Origin of the sequence: uncultured Flavonifractor sp. (genome assembly GCF_944387675.1) — a bacterium.
GTDB lineage: Bacteria > Bacillota > Clostridia > Oscillospirales > Oscillospiraceae > Flavonifractor.
In genome coordinates this window covers 1-22,471 of the sequence record NZ_CALXFV010000029.1, presented here as the reverse complement: position 1 = coordinate 22,471, position 22,471 = coordinate 1, and the positions used below count along the sequence as shown (strand labels likewise).

Annotated in this window: 22 protein-coding genes; 8 read left to right on the top strand and 14 right to left on the bottom strand. The window is 63.3% G+C overall.

What is annotated here, in order from left to right:
- From Q0J74_RS04640 to Q0J74_RS04625, 4 genes are all read left to right on the top strand, one after another.
- A partial coding sequence (locus tag Q0J74_RS04640; protein ID WP_297211302.1) for an acyl-CoA dehydratase activase-related protein occupies positions 1 to 1,473 on the top strand: 1,473 nt, incomplete at its 5' end.
- Positions 1,474 to 1,506: 33 nt separating this feature from the next.
- Positions 1,507 to 3,312 carry an S-layer homology domain-containing protein gene (locus Q0J74_RS04635; protein ID WP_297211299.1) on the top strand — a complete coding sequence of 602 codons (1,806 nt, stop codon included), beginning with the start codon at positions 1,507 to 1,509 and terminating at the stop codon, positions 3,310 to 3,312.
- A 25-nt stretch (positions 3,313 to 3,337) separates the two neighbouring features.
- Positions 3,338 to 4,648 (top strand): 2-hydroxyacyl-CoA dehydratase, encoded by a 1,311-nt coding sequence (locus Q0J74_RS04630; protein ID WP_297211297.1) that lies wholly within the window; start codon positions 3,338 to 3,340, stop codon positions 4,646 to 4,648.
- A complete protein-coding gene (locus Q0J74_RS04625) occupies positions 4,641 to 5,207 on the top strand; it encodes a GNAT family N-acetyltransferase (RefSeq protein ID WP_297211294.1) in 567 nt (188 codons plus the stop codon). Before Q0J74_RS04630 ends, Q0J74_RS04625 begins: the two co-directional genes overlap by 8 nt.
- Positions 5,208 to 5,278: 71 nt before the next feature.
- Here Q0J74_RS04625 and Q0J74_RS04620 read toward each other — a convergent pair whose 3' ends face one another.
- Positions 5,279 to 6,748, bottom strand: coding sequence for a serpin family protein (locus Q0J74_RS04620; RefSeq protein ID WP_297211291.1), 1,470 nt, complete (start codon positions 6,746 to 6,748; stop codon positions 5,279 to 5,281).
- A complete protein-coding gene (locus tag Q0J74_RS04615) occupies positions 6,745 to 7,218 on the bottom strand; it encodes an RNA polymerase sigma factor (RefSeq protein ID WP_297211289.1) in 474 nt (157 codons plus the stop codon). Before Q0J74_RS04615 ends, Q0J74_RS04620 begins: the two co-directional genes overlap by 4 nt.
- 227 nt (positions 7,219 to 7,445) lie before the next feature.
- On the opposite strand from Q0J74_RS04615, the gene Q0J74_RS04610 reads away from it, so the two are divergent.
- Both Q0J74_RS04610 and Q0J74_RS04605 read left to right on the top strand, forming a co-directional pair.
- Positions 7,446 to 7,694, top strand: coding sequence for an IreB family regulatory phosphoprotein (locus tag Q0J74_RS04610; RefSeq protein WP_297211287.1), 249 nt, complete (start codon positions 7,446 to 7,448; stop codon positions 7,692 to 7,694).
- Between the two features lie 300 nt (positions 7,695 to 7,994).
- On the top strand, positions 7,995 to 8,318 hold the full coding sequence (locus tag Q0J74_RS04605; RefSeq protein WP_297211285.1) for a hypothetical protein: 324 nt from the start codon (positions 7,995 to 7,997) through the stop codon (positions 8,316 to 8,318).
- A gap of 276 nt (positions 8,319 to 8,594) precedes the next feature.
- On the opposite strand, the gene purD is transcribed toward Q0J74_RS04605, so the two are convergent.
- The 12 genes from purD to Q0J74_RS04545 form a co-directional block, all read right to left on the bottom strand.
- Entirely contained in the window at positions 8,595 to 9,851 is a 1,257-nt protein-coding gene (purD, locus tag Q0J74_RS04600) for a phosphoribosylamine--glycine ligase (RefSeq protein ID WP_297211283.1), read from the bottom strand.
- 10 nt (positions 9,852 to 9,861) lie between these two features.
- On the bottom strand, positions 9,862 to 10,635 hold the full coding sequence (locus Q0J74_RS04595) for a TraX family protein (RefSeq protein WP_297211281.1): 774 nt from the start codon (positions 10,633 to 10,635) through the stop codon (positions 9,862 to 9,864).
- Positions 10,636 to 10,641: 6 nt separating this feature from the next.
- Complete coding sequence (locus Q0J74_RS04590) at positions 10,642 to 11,814, bottom strand: phosphoribosylaminoimidazolecarboxamide formyltransferase (protein ID WP_297211305.1); 1,173 nt, start codon at positions 11,812 to 11,814, stop codon at positions 10,642 to 10,644.
- 16 nt (positions 11,815 to 11,830) lie between these two features.
- Positions 11,831 to 12,538, bottom strand: a complete 708-nt coding sequence (locus Q0J74_RS04585; protein ID WP_297211279.1) for an IMP cyclohydrolase — start codon at positions 12,536 to 12,538, stop codon at positions 11,831 to 11,833.
- A gap of 1 nt (position 12,539) precedes the next feature.
- Positions 12,540 to 13,172 (bottom strand): phosphoribosylglycinamide formyltransferase, encoded by a 633-nt coding sequence (purN, locus tag Q0J74_RS04580; RefSeq protein WP_297211278.1) that lies wholly within the window; start codon positions 13,170 to 13,172, stop codon positions 12,540 to 12,542.
- The gene (gene purM / locus Q0J74_RS04575) at positions 13,169 to 14,212 is read right to left on the bottom strand and encodes a phosphoribosylformylglycinamidine cyclo-ligase (RefSeq protein WP_297211275.1); all 1,044 of its coding nucleotides are present in this window, start codon (positions 14,210 to 14,212) and stop codon (positions 13,169 to 13,171) included. The genes purN and purM overlap by 4 nt, the downstream gene beginning before the upstream one ends.
- Before the next feature lie 5 nt (positions 14,213 to 14,217).
- Positions 14,218 to 15,639: an amidophosphoribosyltransferase gene (locus tag Q0J74_RS04570; protein ID WP_297211273.1), complete on the bottom strand. Its 1,422-nt coding sequence runs from the start codon at positions 15,637 to 15,639 to the stop codon at positions 14,218 to 14,220.
- Positions 15,640 to 15,642: 3 nt separating this feature from the next.
- Positions 15,643 to 16,362, bottom strand: coding sequence for a phosphoribosylaminoimidazolesuccinocarboxamide synthase (gene purC / locus Q0J74_RS04565; RefSeq protein ID WP_297211270.1), 720 nt, complete (start codon positions 16,360 to 16,362; stop codon positions 15,643 to 15,645).
- A gap of 1 nt (position 16,363) precedes the next feature.
- Complete coding sequence (gene purE, locus Q0J74_RS04560; RefSeq protein ID WP_297211267.1) at positions 16,364 to 16,858, bottom strand: 5-(carboxyamino)imidazole ribonucleotide mutase; 495 nt, start codon at positions 16,856 to 16,858, stop codon at positions 16,364 to 16,366.
- A gap of 296 nt (positions 16,859 to 17,154) precedes the next feature.
- A complete protein-coding gene (locus Q0J74_RS04555; RefSeq protein WP_297211264.1) occupies positions 17,155 to 17,850 on the bottom strand; it encodes an ATP-binding protein in 696 nt (231 codons plus the stop codon).
- A 113-nt stretch (positions 17,851 to 17,963) separates the two neighbouring features.
- Positions 17,964 to 18,581: a hypothetical protein gene (locus Q0J74_RS04550; RefSeq protein WP_297211263.1), complete on the bottom strand. Its 618-nt coding sequence runs from the start codon at positions 18,579 to 18,581 to the stop codon at positions 17,964 to 17,966.
- Positions 18,582 to 18,596: 15 nt separating this feature from the next.
- Positions 18,597 to 20,126 carry an NAD(P)H-hydrate dehydratase gene (locus tag Q0J74_RS04545; protein ID WP_297211260.1) on the bottom strand — a complete coding sequence of 510 codons (1,530 nt, stop codon included), beginning with the start codon at positions 20,124 to 20,126 and terminating at the stop codon, positions 18,597 to 18,599.
- Positions 20,127 to 20,505: 379 nt separating this feature from the next.
- Between Q0J74_RS04545 and Q0J74_RS04540 the strand changes: the two genes are divergently transcribed.
- Positions 20,506 to 21,360, top strand: a complete 855-nt coding sequence (locus Q0J74_RS04540; RefSeq protein WP_297211257.1) for a polysaccharide deacetylase family protein — start codon at positions 20,506 to 20,508, stop codon at positions 21,358 to 21,360.
- Positions 21,357 to 22,382 (top strand): phenylalanine--tRNA ligase subunit alpha, encoded by a 1,026-nt coding sequence (gene pheS, locus Q0J74_RS04535; RefSeq protein ID WP_297211254.1) that lies wholly within the window; start codon positions 21,357 to 21,359, stop codon positions 22,380 to 22,382. The genes Q0J74_RS04540 and pheS overlap by 4 nt, the downstream gene beginning before the upstream one ends.
- The last annotated feature ends 89 nt before the right edge of the window (positions 22,383 to 22,471 follow it).

The window sequence follows — 22,471 nt, the reverse complement described above, 5'->3', positions numbered from 1 at the left end:
GCCCAGAAGGACGGAGCCAGCGTGGAGGACATCTCCGCCGGGCTTTCCATCTCCATTGTGAAAAACGCGGTGTACAAGGTCATCCGGGCCGCCAGCGCCGACGATTTGGGCCGGCACATCGTGGTCCAGGGCGGCACCTTCCACAACGACGCGGTGCTCCGGGCCTTTGAGCTGGAGCTGGGCCGCAACGTCACCCGGCCCACCATCTCCGGCATTATGGGGGCCTTCGGCGCCGCCCTGTTCGCCCGGGACCTCCATCTGGAGAAGAGCCAGCTGTTGAGCCAGGAGGCGCTGCAGTCCTTTTCCCACACCGCCAAGCCCACCACCTGCAACCTGTGTACCAACCACTGCTCCCTCACCGTCAATACCTTTGACGGGGGCCGCCGGTTCATCTCGGGCAACCGGTGCTCCCGCCCCCTGGGCAAGCCCAAGGCGGAGAACCCCGATCTGATGAACTACAAATACAAAAAGCTCCGGGCGCTGGCGGGCAAGGGAAGCGGAACCGGCGTACGGGGGAAGATGGGCATTCCCTTCGGACTGAACATGTATGAAAACCTGCCCTTCTGGTTTGCCTTCTTCACCCACCTCAACTTTGAGGTGGTGCTCTCCCCGGAATCCTCCCGGAAGCTCTATCTGAAGGGCCAGCACACCATTCCCTCCGACACGGTATGCTACCCCGCCAAGCTGCTCCACGGCCATGTGGAGGCCCTGGTGGACGCCGGGGTGGACGCCATCTGGTACCCCTGCATGTCCTACAACAACGACGAGGGCATCGGCGACAACCACTACAACTGCCCGGTGGTGGCCTATTACCCCGAGCTGCTGGCCGCCAATGTGCCGGTGCTCAAGCAGGTGAAGTACCTCAACCCCTACGTGGGCCTGTGGCGGCACAAGGACTTCGCCCGCCGCATCGCCCAGCTGATGGAGACGGAATTCTCCATCCCCAGACGGGAGACCGAGCATGCGGTGAAGGCGGCCTATGCGGCCTACGACGCCTACGTACATGACATCCGGGAAACCGGCAAGCTGTACATCGACTACGCCCGGGCCAACCACATGCCCATCATTGTGGCCTGCGGCCGGCCCTACCACATTGATCCGGAAATCAACCACGGCATCAACGACCTGATCACCTCCTTCGGCTTCGTGCTGGTCACCGAGGACGCCCTCAGTTATCTGGAGGGCTACGCCCCCCGGAAGGTGCTCAACCAGTGGACCTTCCAGAGCCGGATGTATAATGCCGCCCGGTATGTGTGTACCCAGCCGGACATGCAGGTGGTGCAGCTGGTCAGCTTCGGCTGCGGCACCGATGCCATCACCACCGACGAGCTGCGGGACATTCTGGAAAAGGGCGGCAAGCTGTACACCCAGCTGAAAATTGACGACATCAGCAATCTGGGCGCCGTGCGCATCCGGATTCGCTCCCTGATGGCCGCCATGGAAGCCAGGCAGAGCACCCCCGCCTCTCCCTAAGCAGTCTGATTTGACGGAAAGGAGCGACTCCCCATGGTCCGTTTGACCCGTTCTTTCGCCGCTCTCGCCCTCGCCTTCACTCTGCTCACCTCCGCCGCCCTGGCCGGCTTCCAGCCCATCCGGGAGGCGGAGACCTTCTCCGACGTACCCGCCTCCCACTGGGCGGCGGACTACGTCTCCCAGTGCTGCACCCTGGGCCTGATGACAGGCACCGGCGGCGGGTACTTCTCCCCCGCCGCCCAGATGCAGGTGGCGGAGGCAATTACCCTCAGCGTCCGCCTGCGGGATATCTATCAGGGCGGCGACGGGCTGCTGGACCAGAGCGGCGTCCACTGGTACGACGGGGCGGTGGACCAGGCTCTGGAGCTGGGTATCCTCTCCCAGGGGGAATTTGACCGCTATGACCGGCCCGCCACCCGGGCGGAGCTGGCGGGATTGCTGGCTCACGCTCTGCCTGAGACAGAGTACGGAGCCATCAACCAGATTACCGCGCTCCCAGACGTGACCGCCTCCACTCCCTATGCGGAGGAAATCTTTACCCTCTACAGCGCGGGCATCCTCACCGGCTCGGACCTGTACGGCACCTTCACGCCGGCACAGAACATCACCCGGGCGGAGGTATGCGCCCTGGCCTGCCGGCTGGCCCTGCCGGAGACCAGGGAGCGTTTCACCCTGGCCGTCAAGCCGGCGGACACCACCGTGCGCGCCACCGGGCGCAAGCTCTATGTGGACGGAGTCCCTGTCTACGGCGTGGTGGACATCGCCGGGGCCTTCTACATCCCGGTGGAGGCCCTGGATGACCCTAATGTGTTCTCCAACCGCAGCTTTTACTGCATTCAGTATGAGGATTCCCTCACCATGCGCTTCCCTTCCTATTATGGAGACAGCGCCGTTCCGGTTCTCAACTTCTGGGCCGCGCCGCCGGGCGGCCATGTGATGGGGACCGCCCAGCTCTCGTCCCTGACCCTGATGATGGACGGTCAAGCCGTCCAGGGTCCCATATACACCCTGGACGGAAAATATCCCATGGTCAGCCTGGAGGCTCTGGGGGCCGTGGCCGACGGGGTCAACTTCCGGCTGAACCTGGGCGAGGCCCCCGCGCTGGCGGGGGAGGATGACCTGGCCGGCGGCCCCCTGGCCGGCCTGCAGCGCGCCACCGACCGGGAGACCGTCATCGCCATCCACGACTACCTGGTGAACACCCTCACCTACAATCCCCTGGTCTCCGCCCCCTCCGGAACCACGCAGGCCAAGCTGGAGCAAGTGGAGCAGCTCCTCCAGCAGGCAAACGACACCTATGCCTTCCCCAACAACGTGACCCTGGCCTCCGGATACGGGGTTTGCCAGAACTATGCCGAGCTGTTCCGCACCATGTGCATCCGCTCCGGCATCCCCTGCATCCTGGTCTCCGGCATGGGCAACGGCGGCCCTCACGCCTGGAACCAGGTGTACGTGGACGGGGAATGGCTCTATGTGGACTGCACCTTTGACGACCCCATCTCCTCCACCCCCACCCTGCGGCACGACTACTGCCTGGTGGGGCCTGAGACCATGGCGGTCAGGCACTACTGGCAGGGGGAGGACTACCCCATGCCCGCGGAATATGACCCCGCCTGGGAGCAGCTGGACCCCAACAACATCACCAGCGCGGACATGTTCCGCAAATGCCTGGTGGCCCAGGTGATGCAGGGCAAGACCAGCTTCAGCCTGCGCACCACCAAATCGGGCGCCTACGGCGGCACCGGCTGCCTCTACGCCTACGATATGTGGTGGTCCTACTTCCAGGGCGGATACAACAGCGCCACCGGCACCTACGACTATCAGGTAGAATACTGGTAAGCGATCAGCGAAAGGAACTATTTCAATGGCAGAATTGGTTTATGACAAAAACGGACGGCTTCTGTTCACTCAGGAGATGAAAAAGGAGTATACCATCCTCTTCCCCACCATGCTCCCCGTCCACTTCGGCCTTATGGCCCGGATCCTGGAGACCGAGGGGTTCCACGTGGAGATGCTCACCACCAACCACCGGGGCATTGTGGACGAGGGTCTGAAGTACGTCCACAACGACACCTGTTACCCCGCCCTGCTGGTCATCGGCCAGCTCATCGACGCGGTGAAGAGCGGCAAGTACGATATCCACAAGGTGGCCCTGCTCATCACCCAGACCGGCGGCGGCTGCCGGGCCTCCAACTACATCCACCTGCTGCGCAAGGCCCTGGAAAAAGCGGGGCTGAGTTATATCCCCGTCATCTCGGTAAACCTGTCCGGACTGGAGCCCAACCCCGGCTTCAAGCTGGGCCTGGGTACCCTGCGCAAGGCGGTGTTCGCCATGATGTACGGCGACCTTATTGTTCAGACCGCCAACCAGGTGCGCCCCTACGAGGTGAATCCCGGCCAGACCGACCGGACCATTGAACAGGTGGAGGACCACCTGCTCTCCGAGATGAGCCGGGGCAAGGGTCTGTCCTTCCAGAGCATGGTAAAGAATTTTGACCACATTGTGGCCGCCTTCAAGGCCATCCCCGTGGCCGGAGCGCCCAAGGTCCGGGTGGGCGTGGTCGGCGAGATCTATATCAAATACTCCCCCCTGGGCAACAACAATCTGGAGCAGTTCCTCCTGGCTGAGGGGGCGGAGCCAGTGGTTCCCGGCCTTACCGACTTTATCATCTTCAAGATCTACAACCGGGAAGTGGATGTGAACATTTACGGCGGCAAGTGGGTGAAGAAAAAGGCCTGTCAGGTTCTCAAGGGCTACGTGGAAAAATGCCAGCGTGCCATGATCGCTGCCATGAAGAAGGGCGGCTTCCGAACGCCCGGTACCTTTGAGGATCTGCGCCAGCTCATCCGCGGCTACCTGGGCGAGGGAAACAAGATGGGCGAGGGCTGGCTGCTCACCGCCGAGATGCTGGAGCTCATCCACTCCGGCACCCCCAACATCGTGTGTACCCAGCCCTTTGGCTGCCTGCCCAACCACATCGTGGGCAAGGGCATGATCCGCAAGTTGAAAGACGACTACCCCTACTCCAACATCGTGGCCATCGACTATGACCCCGGCGCCACCAAGATCAACCAGGAGAACCGGATCAAGCTGATGCTGGCCAACGCCCGGGGCCTGGCCAAGCAGGAGGCGGAGGAGCAGAGCCAGGAGGCCGGGGAGGCCGTCCATGCCTGAGCTGCGCTTCGTGGATGCCTCCGCAGAAGAGCATTTTGTCGCCATGAGCGCCATCCATTGCCGGGGCTGGCGGGCCACCTATCCCGGCTATGTCCCCGACGACTACCTGCGGGAGGTGGTCACGGAGGAGCGGTGGGTCCCCTTCTTTCGGGAGGACTACGCCACCAATCTGTGTAATGGTCTTCTCCTTTACGAAAATGACATGCCGGTGGCCTGCTGCAACTATGGTCCCATCCGCACCGGTCCCAGCCCGAGGCAGAGCGCGGAACTGGTGATCGATTCCAGCGCCTACCCGGGATGGGGTGAGGTTATCTCCCTTTACACAGAGCCCGCCCGAACGGGTCTGGGCCATGGTTCCGTCCTGCTGGAGGAGGTGCTCCGCCGGCTGCGGGAGACGGGCTATCCCGGCTGCGCCCTGTTTGTACTGCGGGAGAATTTGGGCGCCCGGCGGTTTTATGAGCGCCACGGCTTCACCTGGGACGGGACCTGTCAGCAGGTTCCCTTCCCCCACGGCATGGTGTGCCGGGACCTGCGGTATGTGAAATCCTTATCCTGCTAAACCGTCCGGCCCCGGCGGCGTACTGTCTGCGTACGCCGCCGGGGCCGGTGTCGTTTTGGGGGCGCCGCGGGTCAGACCCGCTCCACCACACCCACAAAGAGGACGGCGTTTCCGTCCCGGATGACAAAGAGGAAGGGCCGGTTCAAATCCATGACGCAGATCTGGGGGTCCTCCGGCGGGGCGCCAGCACCGGCATCCGCCAGCAGGGTGACGGCGGCGGCCTCCACCCCCTTCTCATCCACCTTTACCCGGGTCAGCTGCTTGACCTGGTCCAGCCACACCGGCTCCAGATCCGTGAGGGGGGTGAAGTCGGAGGTGCCGGCATCAAATACGTCGGTGATGCCCAGTCCCTCCAGGGTGGGCTTCAAATTCAACTCGGAATTCACATCAAACTTGGGTACCGACCACTGGACCTCCCCATAGATTTGGCTTTCCGAGTCGGTGAGTTCCGTCAGAAACTCCGGGTTCGCCAGCAGGTCGGCGGGACTGACCCCCTCATCCGGAAGGACAAAGGTCATGGTGCCGCCCTTGGTGGACAGGGAGGCGGCCTGATAGCCGTTCTGGCGGAGGAAGCCGGCGTCCTGGGTCCTGTGCATGAAATCAATCCGGGTCTCGGTGCCGTCGGCGGCGGTAAAGATGTCCTCCTCCGTCCGGTTCTCGTTGAACTCATCGCTCCACCCGGCCTGGAAGTACAGGGTGGAGGCCAGCACCGTCAGCGTATCCGCCGTGGTCTCCAGCACCTTGCCCTCCGAGCCGATGAGGCCGCGGGTCTGCTCGGCCACCCAGCCGGCCAGGGCGTTGTCCGCCTCGTCGGTCCCCATGGGTACCTGATAAGAGGCGGCGTAATAGTCCTCCGCAAGGGTTTCCAGCACGCCCTGGTGAAAGCTCACGCTCTCATGAAGCCAGATGGAGTTGCCCAGCAGGGCGGTGGCGGTGCCGTCGTCCTGGTAGACGGTGTGCCACAGGATGTCCGCCCAGTCCCGCAGCTGCTCCACATCGGAGGCCCCCAGGGCCTCCAGCACCTGCTGCCGGGTCTCTCCCCCGGTGGTCTCGGCCAGTATGGCCAGGGCGAACCACAGGGACACGGGGGAATAGACGCGGTTCTCCTCCCCCGCCAGGGCCAGGGCGGCGCTCTCCCCGGTGAAGGCGGCCAGAGCCTGCTCCAGCTCCGGGGTCTTGTACAGGCGGGGGACCTCATCCTGGTAGGCCCGCCAGGCGTTCCAGTAGACGTCGTACTCCTCCTGATACCGCTCCCAGGCTCCCTCGGTCCCCATCATAGGCTCGGCGGGACACTGGGGCAGGTCCGGGTAGGTGGGCTGGGCGATGGCATAAGCGCTTCCCGCCAGAGGGCCGCCGCCGCGTCCCATGCCGGGGATACCGGTGACCAGCAGGGCCGCCGCCGCCGCCGCCGCCACCCCGGCCGGCACCAGGGCCTTCAGGGGTTTTCTTTTGCGCCGGGTCTTCCCGCCCCCTATAGCCCGCTCTGCCGCTTCAGGCGTGGGATGGAGGGCGTCGTTTGCTCGTTTGTAATGATCCATCATGGCGTATCGTCTCCTTTCAACGCCGCCGCCAGCTTCTCCCGGCCCCGGGCCAGCCAGCTTTTCACCGTCCCCTCCCTGACCCCGGTAAGGGCGGCGATCTCGGAGACGGAATAGCCCTCATAGTAGTGCAGGTGGATGGCGGTGCGGTATCTCCGGGGCAAGGCCAGCACCGCCTGGTACACCGCCCGGTCCTCGGGTTCCACGGCGCGGGTCACCGCCTCCTCCAGGGGCAGCCAGCTCCGCCAGCGGGCGGACAGCAGGGTATTGGTGCAGTTCAGGGTGCAGCGGATGAGCCAGGCCTTCCGGTGTTCATCACTCTCCAGCTCCTCCTCATGGCGGAAGAACCGGGCGAACACCTCCTGGAAGACATCCTCGCTGTCCTGAAGATGCCGGGTGCGGGCCAGGGCCAGCCGCCACACCAGGTCCCCCCAGCGCGCCACCTGGGCGCGGGCGGTCCTCTCGTCTGTCACATGCCTCACCTCTCTTTTGGGCATCCGGCGGGTTCCGGCTCCCTCCCCCGCCCATGCCCCGGGGCGGCGGCGGCCGGCTTCCCTCCGTCATCTATCATACCACAGGGCGGGCTGAAAGGTTGCGCCGCCACTTCTTAAAGAATCATAAAATTTGCCGCTTTCTCTTTACATCGCGAAAATTTTCCGCTACAATGAGGAGCAGATGAACACAGGGAGGTGTATCAGCCATGGAGATGGATTATACCCGTAAATTCAGCATACCGTACGATAAGGATCAGGAGATCAAGCAGATCCTGTCCTCTGTCTATCAGTCCCTTCAGGAGAAGGGGTATAACCCCATCAACCAGATCGTGGGATACATTCTCTCGGAGGACCCCACTTATATCACCAACTACAACAACGCCCGGGCCTTGATCCGCAAGCTGGACCGGGATGAGCTGCTCCAGGAGCTGGTGAAGCAGTATCTCCGCGATTGAGTGCAAAACAGGCAGCGGCAAAGCGCCCCCTGACGTAGGAATACAGACTACGTCAGGGGGCGCTTTTATGAAACTCTCTGTCCGAGATAAGTATTGGTGAACAAGAAATATACATTTCGACCGATGAATATGCCTGCCTCTTTCGACCTAAAAGGTATATTAGGCCGATAGAAAGTGCACATTTTCATTTCCGGAGTGAGCCAAGCGGGCCGAAATATGCTATAATACAATTATAGTCTGAAACTTTTGGGTATTTTTTGCGTCTTAATATAGAAACACAAATTTATAAGGAGGTAAATTATGATAGGGATTTTTGCGTTATTGTTAATAGCAATGCTTTTAGTTGTAAAGTTTTGCAAGAAAACAATAAAAGTCGTATTATCTGCTATTATTGTTTTAGCAACAATATATTGTGCCGTGCTTTCCATTGATATAAACAGAGTTGAAAGTTTTAGAGAGCCTATATTTAACATTGGTTATTATGAGGAAACAGGTCTAATTGAATATAAGGGATTAGGGTATAGAACTGTTGTAAAATATGCTTATACCGTTGATAATGAGCAGAAAATAAACAGTATAGAAATGTATATGTTTGATAAATGTATTGCGGGTGCTATACAATAAATCGCCCTACATATATTCTGATAGGAGCAAGGTGCATTTCAACCTTGCTCCCTTTTATTTTCCAGTTGGCATTCAGAAAAATGAATAAAACAGATAGCTATGCAGACCAATACTTATCTCGGACAGAGACTTATGAAAAACCGAATTGATCCGGACCCTTCTTGTCCTGTCCCACACCCTGGGGCAGTTCATCCCTCTGCGGGACATCCTGCCAGGCAGGCGGCTTATGGGGCAGCCAACCGGACAGCCACCGACCGGGTCCCCAAAGGGGAGGACTTATACCCGCCCGATGTCGGTGCGGAAGTGCATGTCCGGAAAGTGAATGTGGGAGGCGGCAGCGTACGCCCCCTGAATGGCCTGCTCCAGGTCGGCCCCGGTGGCGGTGACGCCCAGCACCCGACCGCCGTTGGTGAGAATGGCTCCGTCCTCTCCCAGCTTGGTCCCGGCGTGGAAGACAACGGCGGTCCGCCCCGCCTCCGCCAGCCCGGAGATGGGATAGCCCTTGGCATAGCTGCCGGGATAGCCGCCGCTGGCCAGCACCAGGCAGCAGGCGGCGCCGCTCTTCCAGCGCACCGCCACCTGGTCCAGGGTGCCGCTGCGGCAGGCCTGAAACAGCTCCATCAGGTCGCTGTCCAGCAGAGAGAGCACCGCCTGGCACTCCGGGTCCCCGAAGCGGGCGTTGTACTCCACCACCTTGGGTCCGTCCGGGGTGAGCATCAGGCCGAAATAGATCACCCCGTGGAAGGGCCGCCCCTCCGCCCGGAGGGCGGCCACGGTGGGCCGGAAGATCTCCTCCATGCACCGTTCGGCAATCTCCGGGGTGTAGTTGGGAGAGGGGGAAATGGCGCCCATACCGCCGGTGTTGGGACCCCGGTTGCCGTCATAGGCCCGCTTATGGTCCTGGGAGGAGGGCATGGGGAGGATGTGCTCCCCGTCGCAGAAGGCCAGTACCGTCACCTCCGGGCCGGTCATGCACTCCTCAATGACCACCTTGGCCCCCGCCGCGCCGAATTTCCGGTCCCCCATCATGGCCCGGACGGCCTCTTTGGCCTCCTCCACACTCTGGGCCACCACCACGCCCTTACCCAGCGCCAGGCCGTCGGCCTTCACCACAATGGGGGCGCCCTGCTCCTCCACATAGGCCAGGGCCTGCGCCATATCGGTAAAAGTCCTATGCCTGGCGGTGGGGATGTGATATTTCTCCATCAGGGTCTTGGAAAAGCTCTTGCTGGCCTCAATGATGGCGGCGGAGGCGGTGGGGCCGAAGGCGGGAATGCCGGCGGCGTCCAGGGCGTCCACCATACCCAGGGCCAGGGGATCGTCGGGAGCCACCACCACGAAGTCCATGCGGTTGCCTACCGCCCAGTCCACCACCGCCTTCACATCGGTGGCGGCAATGGGGACGCACTGAGCCAGCTCGGCAATGCCCCCGTTCCCCGGGGCGCAGTAGAGATGGTCCACCCTCTTGCTCTTGGACAAAGCCCAGGCGATGGCGTGCTCCCGCCCGCCGCCGCCCACAATCAGTACATTCATGCAAAGCACCTCATTTCAGCACCACGCTCAGGGTCCACAGTCCCAGCAGATGGGCCGGATAGAATACATAGAAGAACCACTTGCTCTGGACGCCCAGCTGCCCCCGGTAGGCCCCCAGCAGCGCCAGGGAGGCGGAGGCACACAGCCAGCACAGTCCCCAAAAGGGCATGACGGAGGCCAGATACCCCCCGGCCAGGGAGGCCGACAGCCAGGGCAGGGTAAGCAGCCCCACCAGGGGCTGGTAGACCAGATAGATCAGGGCCAGGCCCGCCCCCAGCACCACCAGCAGCCGCTTCCGGTCCTCCCCCTGGAGCCAGAGGGCGAAAACCAGCAGCACGCCGGGGAAGCCGTAGTCGCAGTTCAGCGCCAGCGCCAGCACGCAGGCCGCCAGCAGCGGCAGGGAGGCCGCCGCCGGGCTCCACCCGGCCTGACCGGCCCGCTGAAAGCCCCAGACGGACCCGGCGGCCAGGAAAAAGGTGAGGATCACATTGCCCCCCCTGGTCCCGGAGGCCAGGGCAAAGGGGAGCTGGGAAAGCAGGGCAAACAGCCCCAGCCGGAGCAGATAGCGGGAGAAGAACCGGGTCCTGCGGCAGCCCTCCGCCACGAAGTAGGCGAAAATGGGAAAGGCCAGCCGCCCGATGAGCCGGGGCAGCAGGTCCGCCCAGAGGGGCAGCCCCAGATCGGAGAGCATGGTGGGAAAGACCATACCCATGTGGTCCACCAGCATGCACAGGGCCGCCAGATACTTGAGGGCGGCGGCGCTGAGGCCGTAGCGGCATTCCATTGTTTTTTAATGGTGGAACAGCCGCATGCCGGTGAAGGCCATCACCATGCCGTACTTGTTGCAGGTGGCAATGACATGGTCATCCCGGATGGAGCCGCCGGGCTGGACGATATACTGCACCCCCGACTTGTGCGCCCGCTCCACGTTGTCCCCGAAGGGGAAGAAGGCGTCGGAACCCACGGTGAGGCCGGACTGGGTGGCAATCCAGGCCTTTTTTCCCTCCGCGGTAAGCACTTCGGGCTTGACTTTGAAGGTGTTCTGCCACACTCCCTCAGCCAGCACGTCCTCATACTCGTCGGAGAGGTAGACGTCGATGGCGTTGTCCCGGTCGGGGCGGCGGATGCCGTCCACAAATTGCAGGCCCAGCACCTTGGGATGCTGCCGCAGCAACCAGTTGTCCGCCTTGGAACCCGCCAGGCGGGTGCAGTGGATGCGGCTCTGCTGGCCGGCCCCCACGCCGATGGCCTGGCCGTCCTTCACATAGCAGACGGAATTGGACTGGGTGTACTTCAGTGTGATGAGAGCCAGGATCATGTCCCGCTTGGCGTGCTCGGGCAGGTCCTTGTTTTCGGTGACGATGTTGTTCAGCAGGTCGGCGTTGATGGCGTAGTTGTTGCGGCCCTGCTCAAAGGTGATGCCGAACACATCCTTGTGCTCCACCGCCTTGGGTACATAGCCGGGGTCGATCTCCACCACGTTGTAGCCGCCCTTGCGCTTGGTTTTCAGCACCTCCAGGGCCTCGTCGGTGTAGCCGGGGGCGATGACGCCGTCGGACACCTCCAGGGCCAGGTAGCAGGCGGTCTCCACGTCGCACACGTCGGACAGGGCGGCCCAGTCCCCGTAGGAGCACAGCCGGTCGGCCCCCCGAGCCCGGATATAGGCGCAGGCCATGGGAGAGAGGGGCATATTCTCGGCAAAGTAAATCTTCTTCTCCACCTCGGTGAGGGGGGTACCCACAGCGGCACCGGCGGGAGAGACGTGCTTGAAGGAGGCGGCGGCGGGCAGGCCGGTGGCCTCCTTCAGCTCCTTCACCAGCTGCCAGGAGTTGAGGGCGTCCAGGAAGTTGATATACCCCGGCTTGCCGTTGCGCACCTTGAGGGGCAGCTGGCCGGACTCCATGAAGATCCGGGCGGGCTTCTGGTTGGGATTGCAGCCGTATTTCAGTTCCAGTTCGGTCATCATAAACTCTTCTCCCTTATTCGTGCTTATTGAAAATCACGCTCTCCCAGGTGCCGGTCATCAGGTCGATATACCGCACAAACAGGGAGACCTTGTTCTCCTCATTCAGGCTGGCCCACATCAGATCGGCCAGCTCCCGGGGATTTTTGGCGGAGATGGCCACCTGTTCCGGCTCCCCTTCGAAGGAGGGCAGAGGGTCCCCGTCCCCCATATAGGTGTGGAGGAAGTGGCCCTGGCCCGCCAGGGGCTTTTCATAGGTGAAGAAGTACCGGCGGCAGGAGTCGGGGTTCCCGCCGGCGCTCTTCAGAATGGACAGGGTGTAGTCCCCGTCCTTTTTCAGCAGGCCGGAGATGCGGGGGGTATAGTTGGGCGCGTCCGGCTCAAAGGTGCGGGTGTGGAGCGCCTGGGCAAAGGTCTTGCCCGCCGCCAGTCCTTCCCGGACGGTGTCGGTCTGGTCGCCGTTGGTGACGATGGTGGAGGCGCCGAACACCCGGACGGGATTGTAGATGATGAGGGAGGGATCGGTCATCTTGGAGGGATCATGGGCCTGGGTGCGGATGCCGTCGGGGGTCTCCACAAAGGCTCGGTTGCGGGAGTTCTCGCTGCGTCCCATGATGAAGTAGGCGACAACGGCCTTTTCATTGTCGGCGGAGCGGCCCAGCACGATGCCCCGGCCGGGATAGGGATTGGCGCGCAGCAGCTCAGTCAAATCCAGCGTTTTCATCTTACATTTCCCCTTTAATGGTAACGATTCGCCCCTCCACCGAGAGGCGGCCCTGACAAAACAGGGAGACGGCCTTGGGCAGGATGATCCACTCGGCCTGCTCCATCACCCGGCGCTGGAGAATCTCCGGGGTATCGCCGGGGAGGATGTCCACCGCCTTCTGGAGGATAATGGGTCCGCCGTCCGGCTCCTCATTGACGAAGTGGACGGTGGCGCCGGTGACCTTCACGCCGTAGGCCAGGGCCTTTTCGTGGACGTGGAGTCCGTAATAGCCCGCCCCGCAGAAGGAGGGGATGAGAGCGGGGTGAACATTGAGAATGGCGTTGGGATAGGCCTGCACCATCTCCTCGGTGAGGATGTGCATGAATCCCGCCAGCACCACCAGGCCGATGTCCAGCTCTTTCAGCTTGGCCACCAGAACCCGGGTCATCTCCCGGTTGGAGGCAAAGTCCTTCCGGGCCACCACATAGCCGGGAATCCCGGCCCTGGCCGCCCGCTCCAGGGCGTAGGCCCCGGCCTTGGAGGAGAGCACGGCGGCGATCTCGCCGTTTTTCAGCTCTCCCCGGGCCTGGGCGTCCATGAGGGCCTGGAGATTGGTCCCGCCGCCGGAGACCAGTACCGCAATCCGCGTCATACCAGCTTCACGCCCCCGTCTCCGGCCACCACCGAGCCGATCACATAGGCCCGCTCGCCGCAGCGGCAGAGCACCTCCTTGGCCTGGCCCACCTCCTCCCTGGGGACGGCCAGGATGAGGCCCACCCCCATGTTGAAGGTGTTGTACATATCCCGCACGGGGATATTGCCCCGCTGGGCAATCAGAGTGAAAATGGGAGGGACCGGGAAGGCGGCGGTCTCAATCTGGGCGGTAAGGCCCTCCTTCATCATCCGGGGTACATTCTCGTACAGGCCGCCGCCGGTGATGTGGCTGATGGCCTTGACGCGTACGCCGCCGCCCAGCAGGCTCTGCACCGCCTTGACATAGATGCGGGTGGGGGTGAGCAGGGTCTCCCCCAGGCTTTTTCCCCCCAGCTCCTCCACCGGAGCGGACAGGTCCGCGTGCTCCACGTCAAAGACCTTGCGCACCAGGGAGAAGCCGTTGGAGTGGACGCCGCTGGACCCCAGACCGATGAGCACGTCGCCCACGGCCAGATCCTTGCCGTCGATGATCTTCTCCTCGTCTACAATGCCCACGGAGAAACCGGCCACATCGTAGTCCTCCTCCGCCATCAGGCCGGGGTGCTCGGCGGTCTCCCCGCCCACCAGGGCGCAGCCCGCCTGACGGCAGCCCTCGGCGATGCCGGAGACAATCTGGGCAATGCGCCCCGGGTTATTCTTGCCGCAGGCGATATAGTCCAGGAAAAACAGAGGGGCGGCCCCACCGCAGATGATATCGTTGACGCACATGGCCACGCAGTCGATGCCGATGGTGTCGTGCTTGCCCATCAGCTGGGCCAGGCGCAGCTTGGTCCCCACCCCGTCGGTGCCGGAGACCAGCACCGGACGTTTCATGCCGGACACGTCGGGGGCGAACAGGCCGCCGAAGCCCCCCAGGGCGCCCAGCACGCCGGGAATATAGGTGGACTCCACCATAGGGCGTATGCGCGCCACCGCCTCATAGCCGGCGGTGACATCCACACCGGCGGCGGCGTAGGATTCGGAGTGAGAGTTGTTCATGTCAGTCATTCCTTTCCGGTCCAGCAATAGGTGCAGATTTTATCCCGGTCGATGCCGATGGCCTCCAGCAGGCCGTCCAGGGACTGGTAGCCCAGGGAGTCAAAGCCCAGCTTCTCACAGATGGCCTTGAGCATGCACTGGCCCCGCTGGGTGGAGGAGTCGGCGTATTCCTCCAGATGCCGCTGCCCCTCATCCCCTTCCAGCTCCTGAATGGTGCGGCGGGAGAGCAGCTCCATATCGGAATTGCTCCGGGAGAAATTCAGATACTTGCAGCCGTACATAATGGGAGGACAGGCCGAGCGCATGTGTACCTCCTCCGCCCCCGATTCGTAGAGGAACTCCACTGTCTCCTGCAGCTGGGTCCCCCGCACGATGGAGTCGTCCACAAACAGCAGCTTCTTCCCCTCAATCAGCTCCGGCACGGGGATCTGCTTCATCTTGGCCACCTGGTTGCGGGCCTCCTGATTGGCGGGCATGAAGGACCGGGGCCAGGTGGGGGTGTATTTCACAAAGGGCCGGGCAAAGGGCTTTCCGCTGCGGTTGGCAAAGCCGATGGCATGAGGCACTCCGGAATCCGGCACCCCGGCCACATAGTCCACCTTGGGCAGCTGGCCCCGGTGAACCTCGTCCCGGGCCATGATCTCCCCGTTGCGGTAGCGCATCACCTCCACGTTCATCCCCTCATAGTTGGAGTTGGGATAGCCGTAGTAGGTCCATAAAAAGGCGCAGATGCGCATTTTCTCCCCGGCGGGGGCCAGGGTCTGCCAGCTGTCGGCGTCAATGCGCACAATCTCGCCGGGTCCCAGCTCGTAGGCGTCGGAATACCCCAGCTTGTGGTAGGCGAAGGACTCGAAGGAGACGCAGCAGCCCTCCTCATTCCGCCCGATGAGCACCGGCAGCCGGCCCAGCCTGTCCCGGGCGGCGATAATGGCGTCTGGAGTGAGCAGCAGCATGGTGCAGGAGCCGTCAATCTCCTCCTGGGCGCGGCGGATGCCCGACACCAGGTCGTCCTCCTGGTTGATGAGGGCCGAGGCCAGCTCGGTGGAGTTGACCTTGCCGGAGCCCATGGCCATGAACTGGTGGTCGTGGCGGTCAAAGTAGCGGGCCACCAGATCCTCGGCGTTGTTGACGATCCCCACCGTCACAATGGCGTACAGCCCCAGGTGGGAGCGCATGAGCAGGGGCTGGGGGTCGGTGTCGCTGATGCAGCCGATGCCGGCACAGCCCTGAAAGTTCCCCAGGTCCTTGTCAAATTTGGTGCGGAAGGGAGTGTTCTCAATGTTGTGGATCTGCCGCTGGAAGCCCTTCCGGGGGTCATACACCGCCATACCGCCCTGTTTGGTCCCCAGGTGGGAGTGGTAGTCGGTGCCGAAGAACACGTCCATCACACAGTCCCGCCGGGAGATGGCGCCGAAAAAACCGCCCATTGCTTACTTGTCCCCCATGAGGCGGCGCATAACCTCCTCATAGGCCTCCTCGGCCCCGCCCAAATCCCGGCGGAAGCGGTCCTTGTCCAGCTTCTCGTGGGTCTTCTCATCCCACAGCCGGCAGGTGTCGGGGGAGATCTCGTCGGCCAGCACAATGGTGCCGTCGGCGGTCTTGCCAAACTCCAGCTTAAAGTCCACCAGGTCGATGCCGATCTCCTTCATAAAGCCGCGCAGCAGATCGTTGACGGCGAAGGCGTACTTCTTGATAAGCTCAATCTCCTCTTTGGTGGCCAGCTTGAGGGCCAGGGCGTGGTAGTCGTTGAGCAGGGGGTCCCCCAGATCGTCGTTCTTGTAGGAAAACTCGATGGTGGGCGCGTCAAACACGATGCCCTCCTCCACACCGTAGCGCTTGGCGAAGGAGCCGGCGGAGATGTTGCGGATGATGACCTCCAGAGGGACGATGGACACCTTCTTCACCGCCGTCTCCCGGTCGGAAAGCTCCTCCACATAGTGGGTGGGTACCCCCTGCTCCTCCAGGCGGCGCATCAGGTTGTTGGTCATCCGGTTGTTGATGGCCCCCTTGCCGGCGATGGTCCCCTTCTTCAGGCCGTTGAAGGCGGTGGCGTCGTCCTTGTAGGAGACGATGACCACCTGGGGATCGTCGGTGGCGAATACCTTCTTGGCCTTACCCTCGTACAGCTGCTCCTTCTTCTCGTAAGACATCTTAAAACTCCTCCATTCGGATTTTTTCATCTTTTTTCGTCACTTCCGCCGCCAGGTCCGCCTTGAACCGGGCCAGCTGCTCCGCCAGCTCCGGATCGGACAGGGCCAGCATCTGGGCCGCCAGGATGGCGGCGTTATCGGCGCCGTCCACCGCCACGCAGGCCACGGGGATGCCCTTGGGCATCTGCACCATGGACAGCAGGGAGTCCAGGCCCCCCATCATGGAGGTCTTGATGGGGACTCCGATGACGGGCAGGGTGGTGTAGGCGGCCAGCACCCCCGCCAGGTGTGCGGCCTTGCCCGCGGCGGCGATGATAACCCCGAAGCCATTTTCCGCGGCGTGGGCGGCCAGCTCCTCCGCAGCGGCGGGGGTACGGTGGGCAGAGATGACCCGCACCTCGGTAAAAATCCCAAACTTCTTCAGCCGGCTGATACAGGGACGCATGGTATCCAAATCGGAATCGGAGCCCATGACCACGGCAACCTTCTTACCCATAGAAACCTCCTGTATGACTAAAATTTTTTCAGGGAAATAAAAAATAAATCAGGACGCCCGATGCACGGGCGCCCTGACGCGGTTACTCCCTGACAGAGGACAGGTTGGTGCCGTGGATGAGCCAAACGCCTGCCCGTCCAACATGCACCGGAGTCATCCCCGTCCCTCCCTGTGTTGAAATACAGTAAAACTATATCGGATTTTCACGGGGTTTGCAAGGGCCGGAGAGAATTTTGTCTGCTTATACAACTTTTGATGAAATCCGCGGACGGCGGCTTGTGAAAGAGACGGGAACCTCAGGCCAGAGAACCGTCGGGGGCGATCACCGCCACTTGGAGGGGGATGTCCTTGCCGCAGGCCGCCAGGGCGGTCTGCACCGCCCGGAGAATGCCCCCGCAGCAGGGGACGGTCATCCGGGCCACGGTGACGCGCTTGACGTCGTTTTGGGCCAGGATGGCGGTCAGCTTTTCGCTGTAATCCCCCTCGTCCAGCTTGGGACAGCCGATGAGAGTCACCTTCTCCCGGATGAAGTCCTGATGGAAGTTGCCGTAGGCGTAGGCGGTGCAGTCGGCGGCAATGAGCAGGTGGCAGCCATCAAAGTAGGGGGCGTTCACCGGGGCCAGCTTGATCTGCACCGGCCACTGGCGCAGCTGGCTGGGGACCTCTCCGGCGGGGGCGGCCCCCTCCTGGCGGCAGATGGACCGGCTCATGCTGCCGGGGCAGCCGCAGGGCAGCGGCGCGGCGGCCTTCTCCTTCGCGGCCTTGGCCGCCAGCACCGCCTGATGGTCGTAGGCGGGCGCCTCCCGCTCCTCAAAGGTGATGGCCCCGGTGGGGCAGGCGGGCAGGCAGTCTCCCAGCCCGTCGCAGTAGTCCTCCCGGGTGAGGACGGCCTTGCCCTCCACCATCTCAATGGCCCCCTCGTGGCAGGCGGCGGCACACAGGCCGCAGCCGTTGCACCGGCCCTGGTCAATTTTGATGATCCTACGTTTCATGGAACAGAACTCCTTTTGTCTTTGATGGCACCAGTATAACCTGCCGCCCGCCCCTCGTCTGTTGCAGCTGCAACAGATTGTGCAAAAAAGCAGCCGCAAATGCGGCTGCCCGGCTATGCCGCTCCCCCGTCGGAGCGAAGCTGAAAGTGGGAAAAGATACATTGGAGCACCGTAAAACCGTCCTGGGACAGCTCTCCCCGGAGCAGGGCGTGGGTGTCCGGGTCAAACCAGAGGGCGTATTCCCGGCCGGTCCCCGGCTGGCTCTCCGGGTCCCGGCAGTCCATCCGCAGCACCTGAGTCCCGTCCCAGCTCTCCAGACCGCAGGCGGCGATGTAGCCGCTCTGCACCGTCTCCAGCAGCAGCGGCACCCCCTCCAGGGGACTCAGCCCGTCGGCGCTCAAGGGGCCGGTCTCCACCCGCATTCCGTCGTACTCCAGGGCGGCGGACCCGGCGGCCAGCCGGGCGGTGATTCCGGCGATGTTCTCCGGGGCGGTCAGGGTCAGAACCCACTCTCCCTCCCGCTGCCAGGTCAGATCCATGGCGTAGCGGTACACCCGCTGTCCGTAGTCGGCGGTCACCTCCAGGGACCCGTCACACCCCTCCATGGCCAGATAACTTCCCCGGATATCCAGGGCCAGCTGCTCCGCCTGACTCCCCCCCTCCCCGCTGCAGCAGGTCAGGGTCAGGCAGAGGGTTATCGTCAGTATCCACGCTCCCATCCAGCGGCCCACAGATCGCCCTCCTTTTCACTCCATTTGTTCCCGGATCACCCGGGGCAGGGCGGACACCAGATCGGAGGGGGTCATGCCGTACTCCCCAATCTCGGAAGCGCACACATCCCCCGCCGCACCGTGGAGCCACACCGCCGCAGGCACCGCCTGCCGGGCGGGCAGTCCCTGGCCCAGCAGGGACAGGATGAGGCCCGCCAGCACATCGCCGCTGCCCCCCTTGGCCATGCCGGGATTGCCGGTGGTGTTTATATAAGCGGTGCCGTCCGGGAAGGCGGTGATGGTGCCATGCCCCTTGAGCACCAGACAACAGCCGTGCTCCACGGCAAAGGACCGGGCCGCCCCCAGCCGGTCTCCCCCAGACAGGTCGCCGCCCAGCCGGGCAAACTCCCCGTCGTGAGGGGTGAGAATGGTGTGCAGTCCCTTCCGTCCGTCCAGTACATCTATATGTCCCTCCAGGGCGTTTATGCCGTCGGCATCCAGCACCACCGGCACATGCAGCTCCCCCAGCAGGTGGCGCACCACCGCCGCCACCCCGTTGCCCCGGCCCAGGCCGGGGCCGATGAGGCAGACCCCGCAGCTGTCCAGCCGGCTGTGGATGGCCTCCCCCGCGTCCAGGGAGAGCTGCCCCTCCTTGCCCGCCGGAAGGGGGTAGGGCATGGCCTCCTCCAGCTTGGCGGCGGCCACGGGCCATACGGGGGCGGGGACCCCCACCGTCACCAGTCCCGCCCCGGAGCGCACCGCCGCCCGGGCCGCCAGCACCGGGGCGCCGGTATAGCCCACGCTGCCTCCCAGGATATAGCACTTGCCGAAGTCCCCCTTGTGCGCGTCCCCCCGGCGGCGGGAGAGGCGGATGTCGGAGCCGTGTACGCTGCGCACCGGGCAATCGACCTCCCGCACCAGATCTTCGGGAATGCCGATGTCCGCCACCACCAGCCGCCCGGTGTGCAGGCCGCCCTTACCTACAAAATGTCCCGCCTTGGGCAGGGTAAAGGTAACGGTGACCGCCGCCTCCACCGCCGCCCCCAGCACCCGGCCGGTGTCGGTCTCCACCCCGCTGGGCAGGTCGGCGGACACCACCGGAATCTCGCAGGTATTCATCATATGGATTGCTGTAAGCGCGTCCCCCTCCACCGGCCGGTGAAGGCCGGTGCCGAAGATGGCGTCCACCATGGCGCCGCACTCCAGACACCAGGCGGCAAAGGCCGCGTCGTCCGGCCGGAAGGGCTCCACCCTCCCCCCGGCCGCCGCCAGCCGGGCCTCCATATACCGGGTGTCCGGGGTCATCTTCTCGTGGCTGCCCACCAGCACGCAGCGCACCTCAAAGCCGGCCTCCAGCAGCTGCCGGGCGCAGGACACCCCGTCCCCCCCGTTGTTGCCGGGTCCGCAGAAGCACACCACCCGGCCCGGGACGTCCCCCATCAGCGTCATGACCTCCCCGGCCACCGCCTCCGCCGCCCGCTCCATCAGGTCGGTGGAGGCAATCCCCCGCTCCTGAATGGCGGCCCGGTCCATCTCCCGCATTTGCTCCGCTGTGGCAATCCGCATTTCACTCACGCTCCCTCGCTGTTCTGCTCTGCCGTTCGGCTTCATTATATGCTTCCGGTACTTCTTCGTCAATTTTTATCTTGAACTTTGGGGGAAGTTGTGATATATATAATTTTACATGCGAAGAAGGGAAAAAGATCGGTTCCCGGCCCGGCAGAGAGCGTCCGTCATCGGCTGAAAGCGGACGCGGGGTCGGCCCCCTCGGTTCGTCCCGGAGCGGCCCTGGAGACAGGGACGGGGTGGCCCCACGTTATCGGGGCCAAAAGCGCCCGCCATGCGCGGGAATTGCGGGTGGTACCGCGGAAGGCATGCCTTTCGTCCCAAGAAGTTGGGAGGAAAGGCTTTTTTGTTGCTGACACACCTTACGACAGGAGATTTTATGAGAAAGCATTCCTGGCTTGTCCCCACGCTGGCGCTCCTTGCCGCTCTGGTGCTGGCCGCAGCGGGACTGTGCCTGATCCAGGTCTGTTCCATCGCCCGGCAGCCCCTGACCATTCTGATGTATCACCACATTGTCCCCGACGGGACTCAGCTCAACGCCATGACCGTCACCGCCCAGCAGTTCGCCGGAGACATGCGCTGGCTGAAGGAGGCGGGCTACACCACCGTCCTCCCCCGGGAGCTGGCGGCGGGGGACCCTCTGCCGGAAAAGGCGGTGCTGGTCACCTTCGACGACGGCTACGCCAGCAATTATCAATACGCCTTCCCTGTTCTCCAGCAGCTGGAAATGAAGGCCGCCATCGCCGTGGTGGGCCGGTGTGTGGAGGAGTCCGACGGTTCCTTCTACCTGACCTGGGACATGTGCCGGGAGATGAGCCTGTCCGGCCTGGTGGAGATCGGCGCCCACAGCTATGACCTGCACAACCTGGACCAGCGGCACGGCCTGTTCGTCCCGGAAGGTCCCAACGGCATCCAGCGGCTGGAGGGGGAGACGGAGGCGGACTGCCTCCGTCGGGTGTCGGAGGATCTGGAGCGCAACGTCCGGGACATTGAGGCGGCGGTGGGCGCGCCGGTGTGCTACCTGGCCTATCCCTTCGGTGTGACCGAGCCCTGGGCGGAGTCCTACATCCGGGACCGGTTTTCTCTCACCGTCACCACCCGGGAGGGGCGCTGCGACCCGGCGGAGGGGCTGTACCAGCTGCCCCGGCTGGGCGTCACCGCCCAGCGCACCGCTCAGGATTGTTTTTCTTTGAAATCCAATATTTCACTTTTTATAAAGGAGTTTTCATCATGAAGGAACAGTTAGCAGCCATCCGCGCCCAGGCGCTGGAGGCCTTTGCCGCTGCCGGCGATACCGCCGCCCTGGATGCCCTGCGGGTGAAATACCTGGGCAAGAAGGGGGAGCTCACCGCGGTGCTCAAGCAGATGGGCGGACTGTCCGCCCAGGAGCGGCCGGTGATGGGCCAGCTGGCCAACGAGGTGCGCTCCGCCCTGGAGGCCGCCCTGGTGACCCGGGGCAAAGCGCTGGAGGCCAAGGCGCTGGAGGACCGGCTGGAGGCCGAGGCCCTGGATGTGACCGTCCCCGGCAAGCCGGTGAAGCAGGGTCATCGCCACCCCATGTATATCGCCCTGGATGAGATCAAGGAAATCTTCATCGGCATGGGCTTCACCGTGCTGGACGGCCCGGAGGTGGAGCTGGCGGAGCTGAACTTCGACCGGCTCAACGCCGAGGAGGGCCACCCCTCCCGGGACTGGAGCGACACTTTCTATTTTGACGCGGACAGCCGGGTAATGCTTCGCTCCCAGACCAGCCCCATGCAGGTGCGGGCCATGGACACCATGGAGCTGCCCATCCGCATTATCGCCCCCGGCCGGGTGTACCGCAAGGACGAGGTGGACGCCACTCACTCCCCCATGTTCCACCAGGTGGAGGGCATGGTCATCGACAAGGGGGTGACCATGGCCGATTTGAAGGGAACCCTGAACACGGTGGTGGAGCAGCTCTACGGCAAGGGGACCAAGACCCGGTTCCGCCCCCACCACTTCCCCTTCACCGAACCCTCCTGCGAAATGGACGTGCAGTGCCACAAGTGCGGCGGCGTGGGCTGTCCCACCTGCAAGGGAGAGGGCTGGATCGAGCTGCTGGGCGCGGGGATGATTCACCCCCGGGTGCTGGAGATGAGCGGCATCGACCCCAACGTGTACTCCGGCTGGGCCTTCGGCATCGGTCTGGAGCGCACCGCCATGCGCCGGTTCAAGATCGCCGATCTGCGGCTCATTTTTGAAAACGACGTGCGATTCCTGGAGCAATTCTGAGAAAGGAGTGTGGGAACAATGAATCTGAGCAGAAAATGGCTGAATGAATTTGTCACTGTGACTGCCTCCGACAAGGAATTTGCCGAGGC

Bases quoted from the DNA above. Each gene is read 5' to 3' on its own strand.
- Q0J74_RS04555 (WP_297211264.1), bottom strand. From the start codon at position 17,850: ATGAAACGTAGGATCATCAAAATTGACCAGGGCCGGTGCAACGGCTGC.
- purD (WP_297211283.1), bottom strand. From the start codon at position 9,851: ATGAATGTACTGATTGTGGGCGGCGGCGGGCGGGAGCACGCCATCGCC.
- Q0J74_RS04630 (WP_297211297.1), top strand. From the start codon at position 3,338: ATGGCAGAATTGGTTTATGACAAAAACGGACGGCTTCTGTTCACTCAG.
- Q0J74_RS04570 (WP_297211273.1), bottom strand. From the start codon at position 15,639: ATGGGCGGTTTTTTCGGCGCCATCTCCCGGCGGGACTGTGTGATGGAC.
- Q0J74_RS04590 (WP_297211305.1), bottom strand. From the start codon at position 11,814: ATGACCGAACTGGAACTGAAATACGGCTGCAATCCCAACCAGAAGCCC.
- purN (WP_297211278.1), bottom strand. From the start codon at position 13,172: ATGACGCGGATTGCGGTACTGGTCTCCGGCGGCGGGACCAATCTCCAG.
- Q0J74_RS04635 (WP_297211299.1), top strand. From the start codon at position 1,507: ATGGTCCGTTTGACCCGTTCTTTCGCCGCTCTCGCCCTCGCCTTCACT.
- Q0J74_RS04605 (WP_297211285.1), top strand. From the start codon at position 7,995: ATGATAGGGATTTTTGCGTTATTGTTAATAGCAATGCTTTTAGTTGTA.
- Q0J74_RS04625 (WP_297211294.1), top strand. From the start codon at position 4,641: ATGCCTGAGCTGCGCTTCGTGGATGCCTCCGCAGAAGAGCATTTTGTC.
- purM (WP_297211275.1), bottom strand. From the start codon at position 14,212: ATGAACAACTCTCACTCCGAATCCTACGCCGCCGCCGGTGTGGATGTC.
- Q0J74_RS04585 (WP_297211279.1), bottom strand. From the start codon at position 12,538: ATGAAAACGCTGGATTTGACTGAGCTGCTGCGCGCCAATCCCTATCCC.
- Q0J74_RS04610 (WP_297211287.1), top strand. From the start codon at position 7,446: ATGGAGATGGATTATACCCGTAAATTCAGCATACCGTACGATAAGGAT.
- purC (WP_297211270.1), bottom strand. From the start codon at position 16,362: ATGTCTTACGAGAAGAAGGAGCAGCTGTACGAGGGTAAGGCCAAGAAG.
- Q0J74_RS04620 (WP_297211291.1), bottom strand. From the start codon at position 6,748: ATGATGGATCATTACAAACGAGCAAACGACGCCCTCCATCCCACGCCT.
- pheS (WP_297211254.1), top strand. From the start codon at position 21,357: ATGAAGGAACAGTTAGCAGCCATCCGCGCCCAGGCGCTGGAGGCCTTT.
- Q0J74_RS04545 (WP_297211260.1), bottom strand. From the start codon at position 20,126: ATGCGGATTGCCACAGCGGAGCAAATGCGGGAGATGGACCGGGCCGCC.
- Q0J74_RS04595 (WP_297211281.1), bottom strand. From the start codon at position 10,635: ATGGAATGCCGCTACGGCCTCAGCGCCGCCGCCCTCAAGTATCTGGCG.
- purE (WP_297211267.1), bottom strand. From the start codon at position 16,858: ATGGGTAAGAAGGTTGCCGTGGTCATGGGCTCCGATTCCGATTTGGAT.
- Q0J74_RS04540 (WP_297211257.1), top strand. From the start codon at position 20,506: ATGAGAAAGCATTCCTGGCTTGTCCCCACGCTGGCGCTCCTTGCCGCT.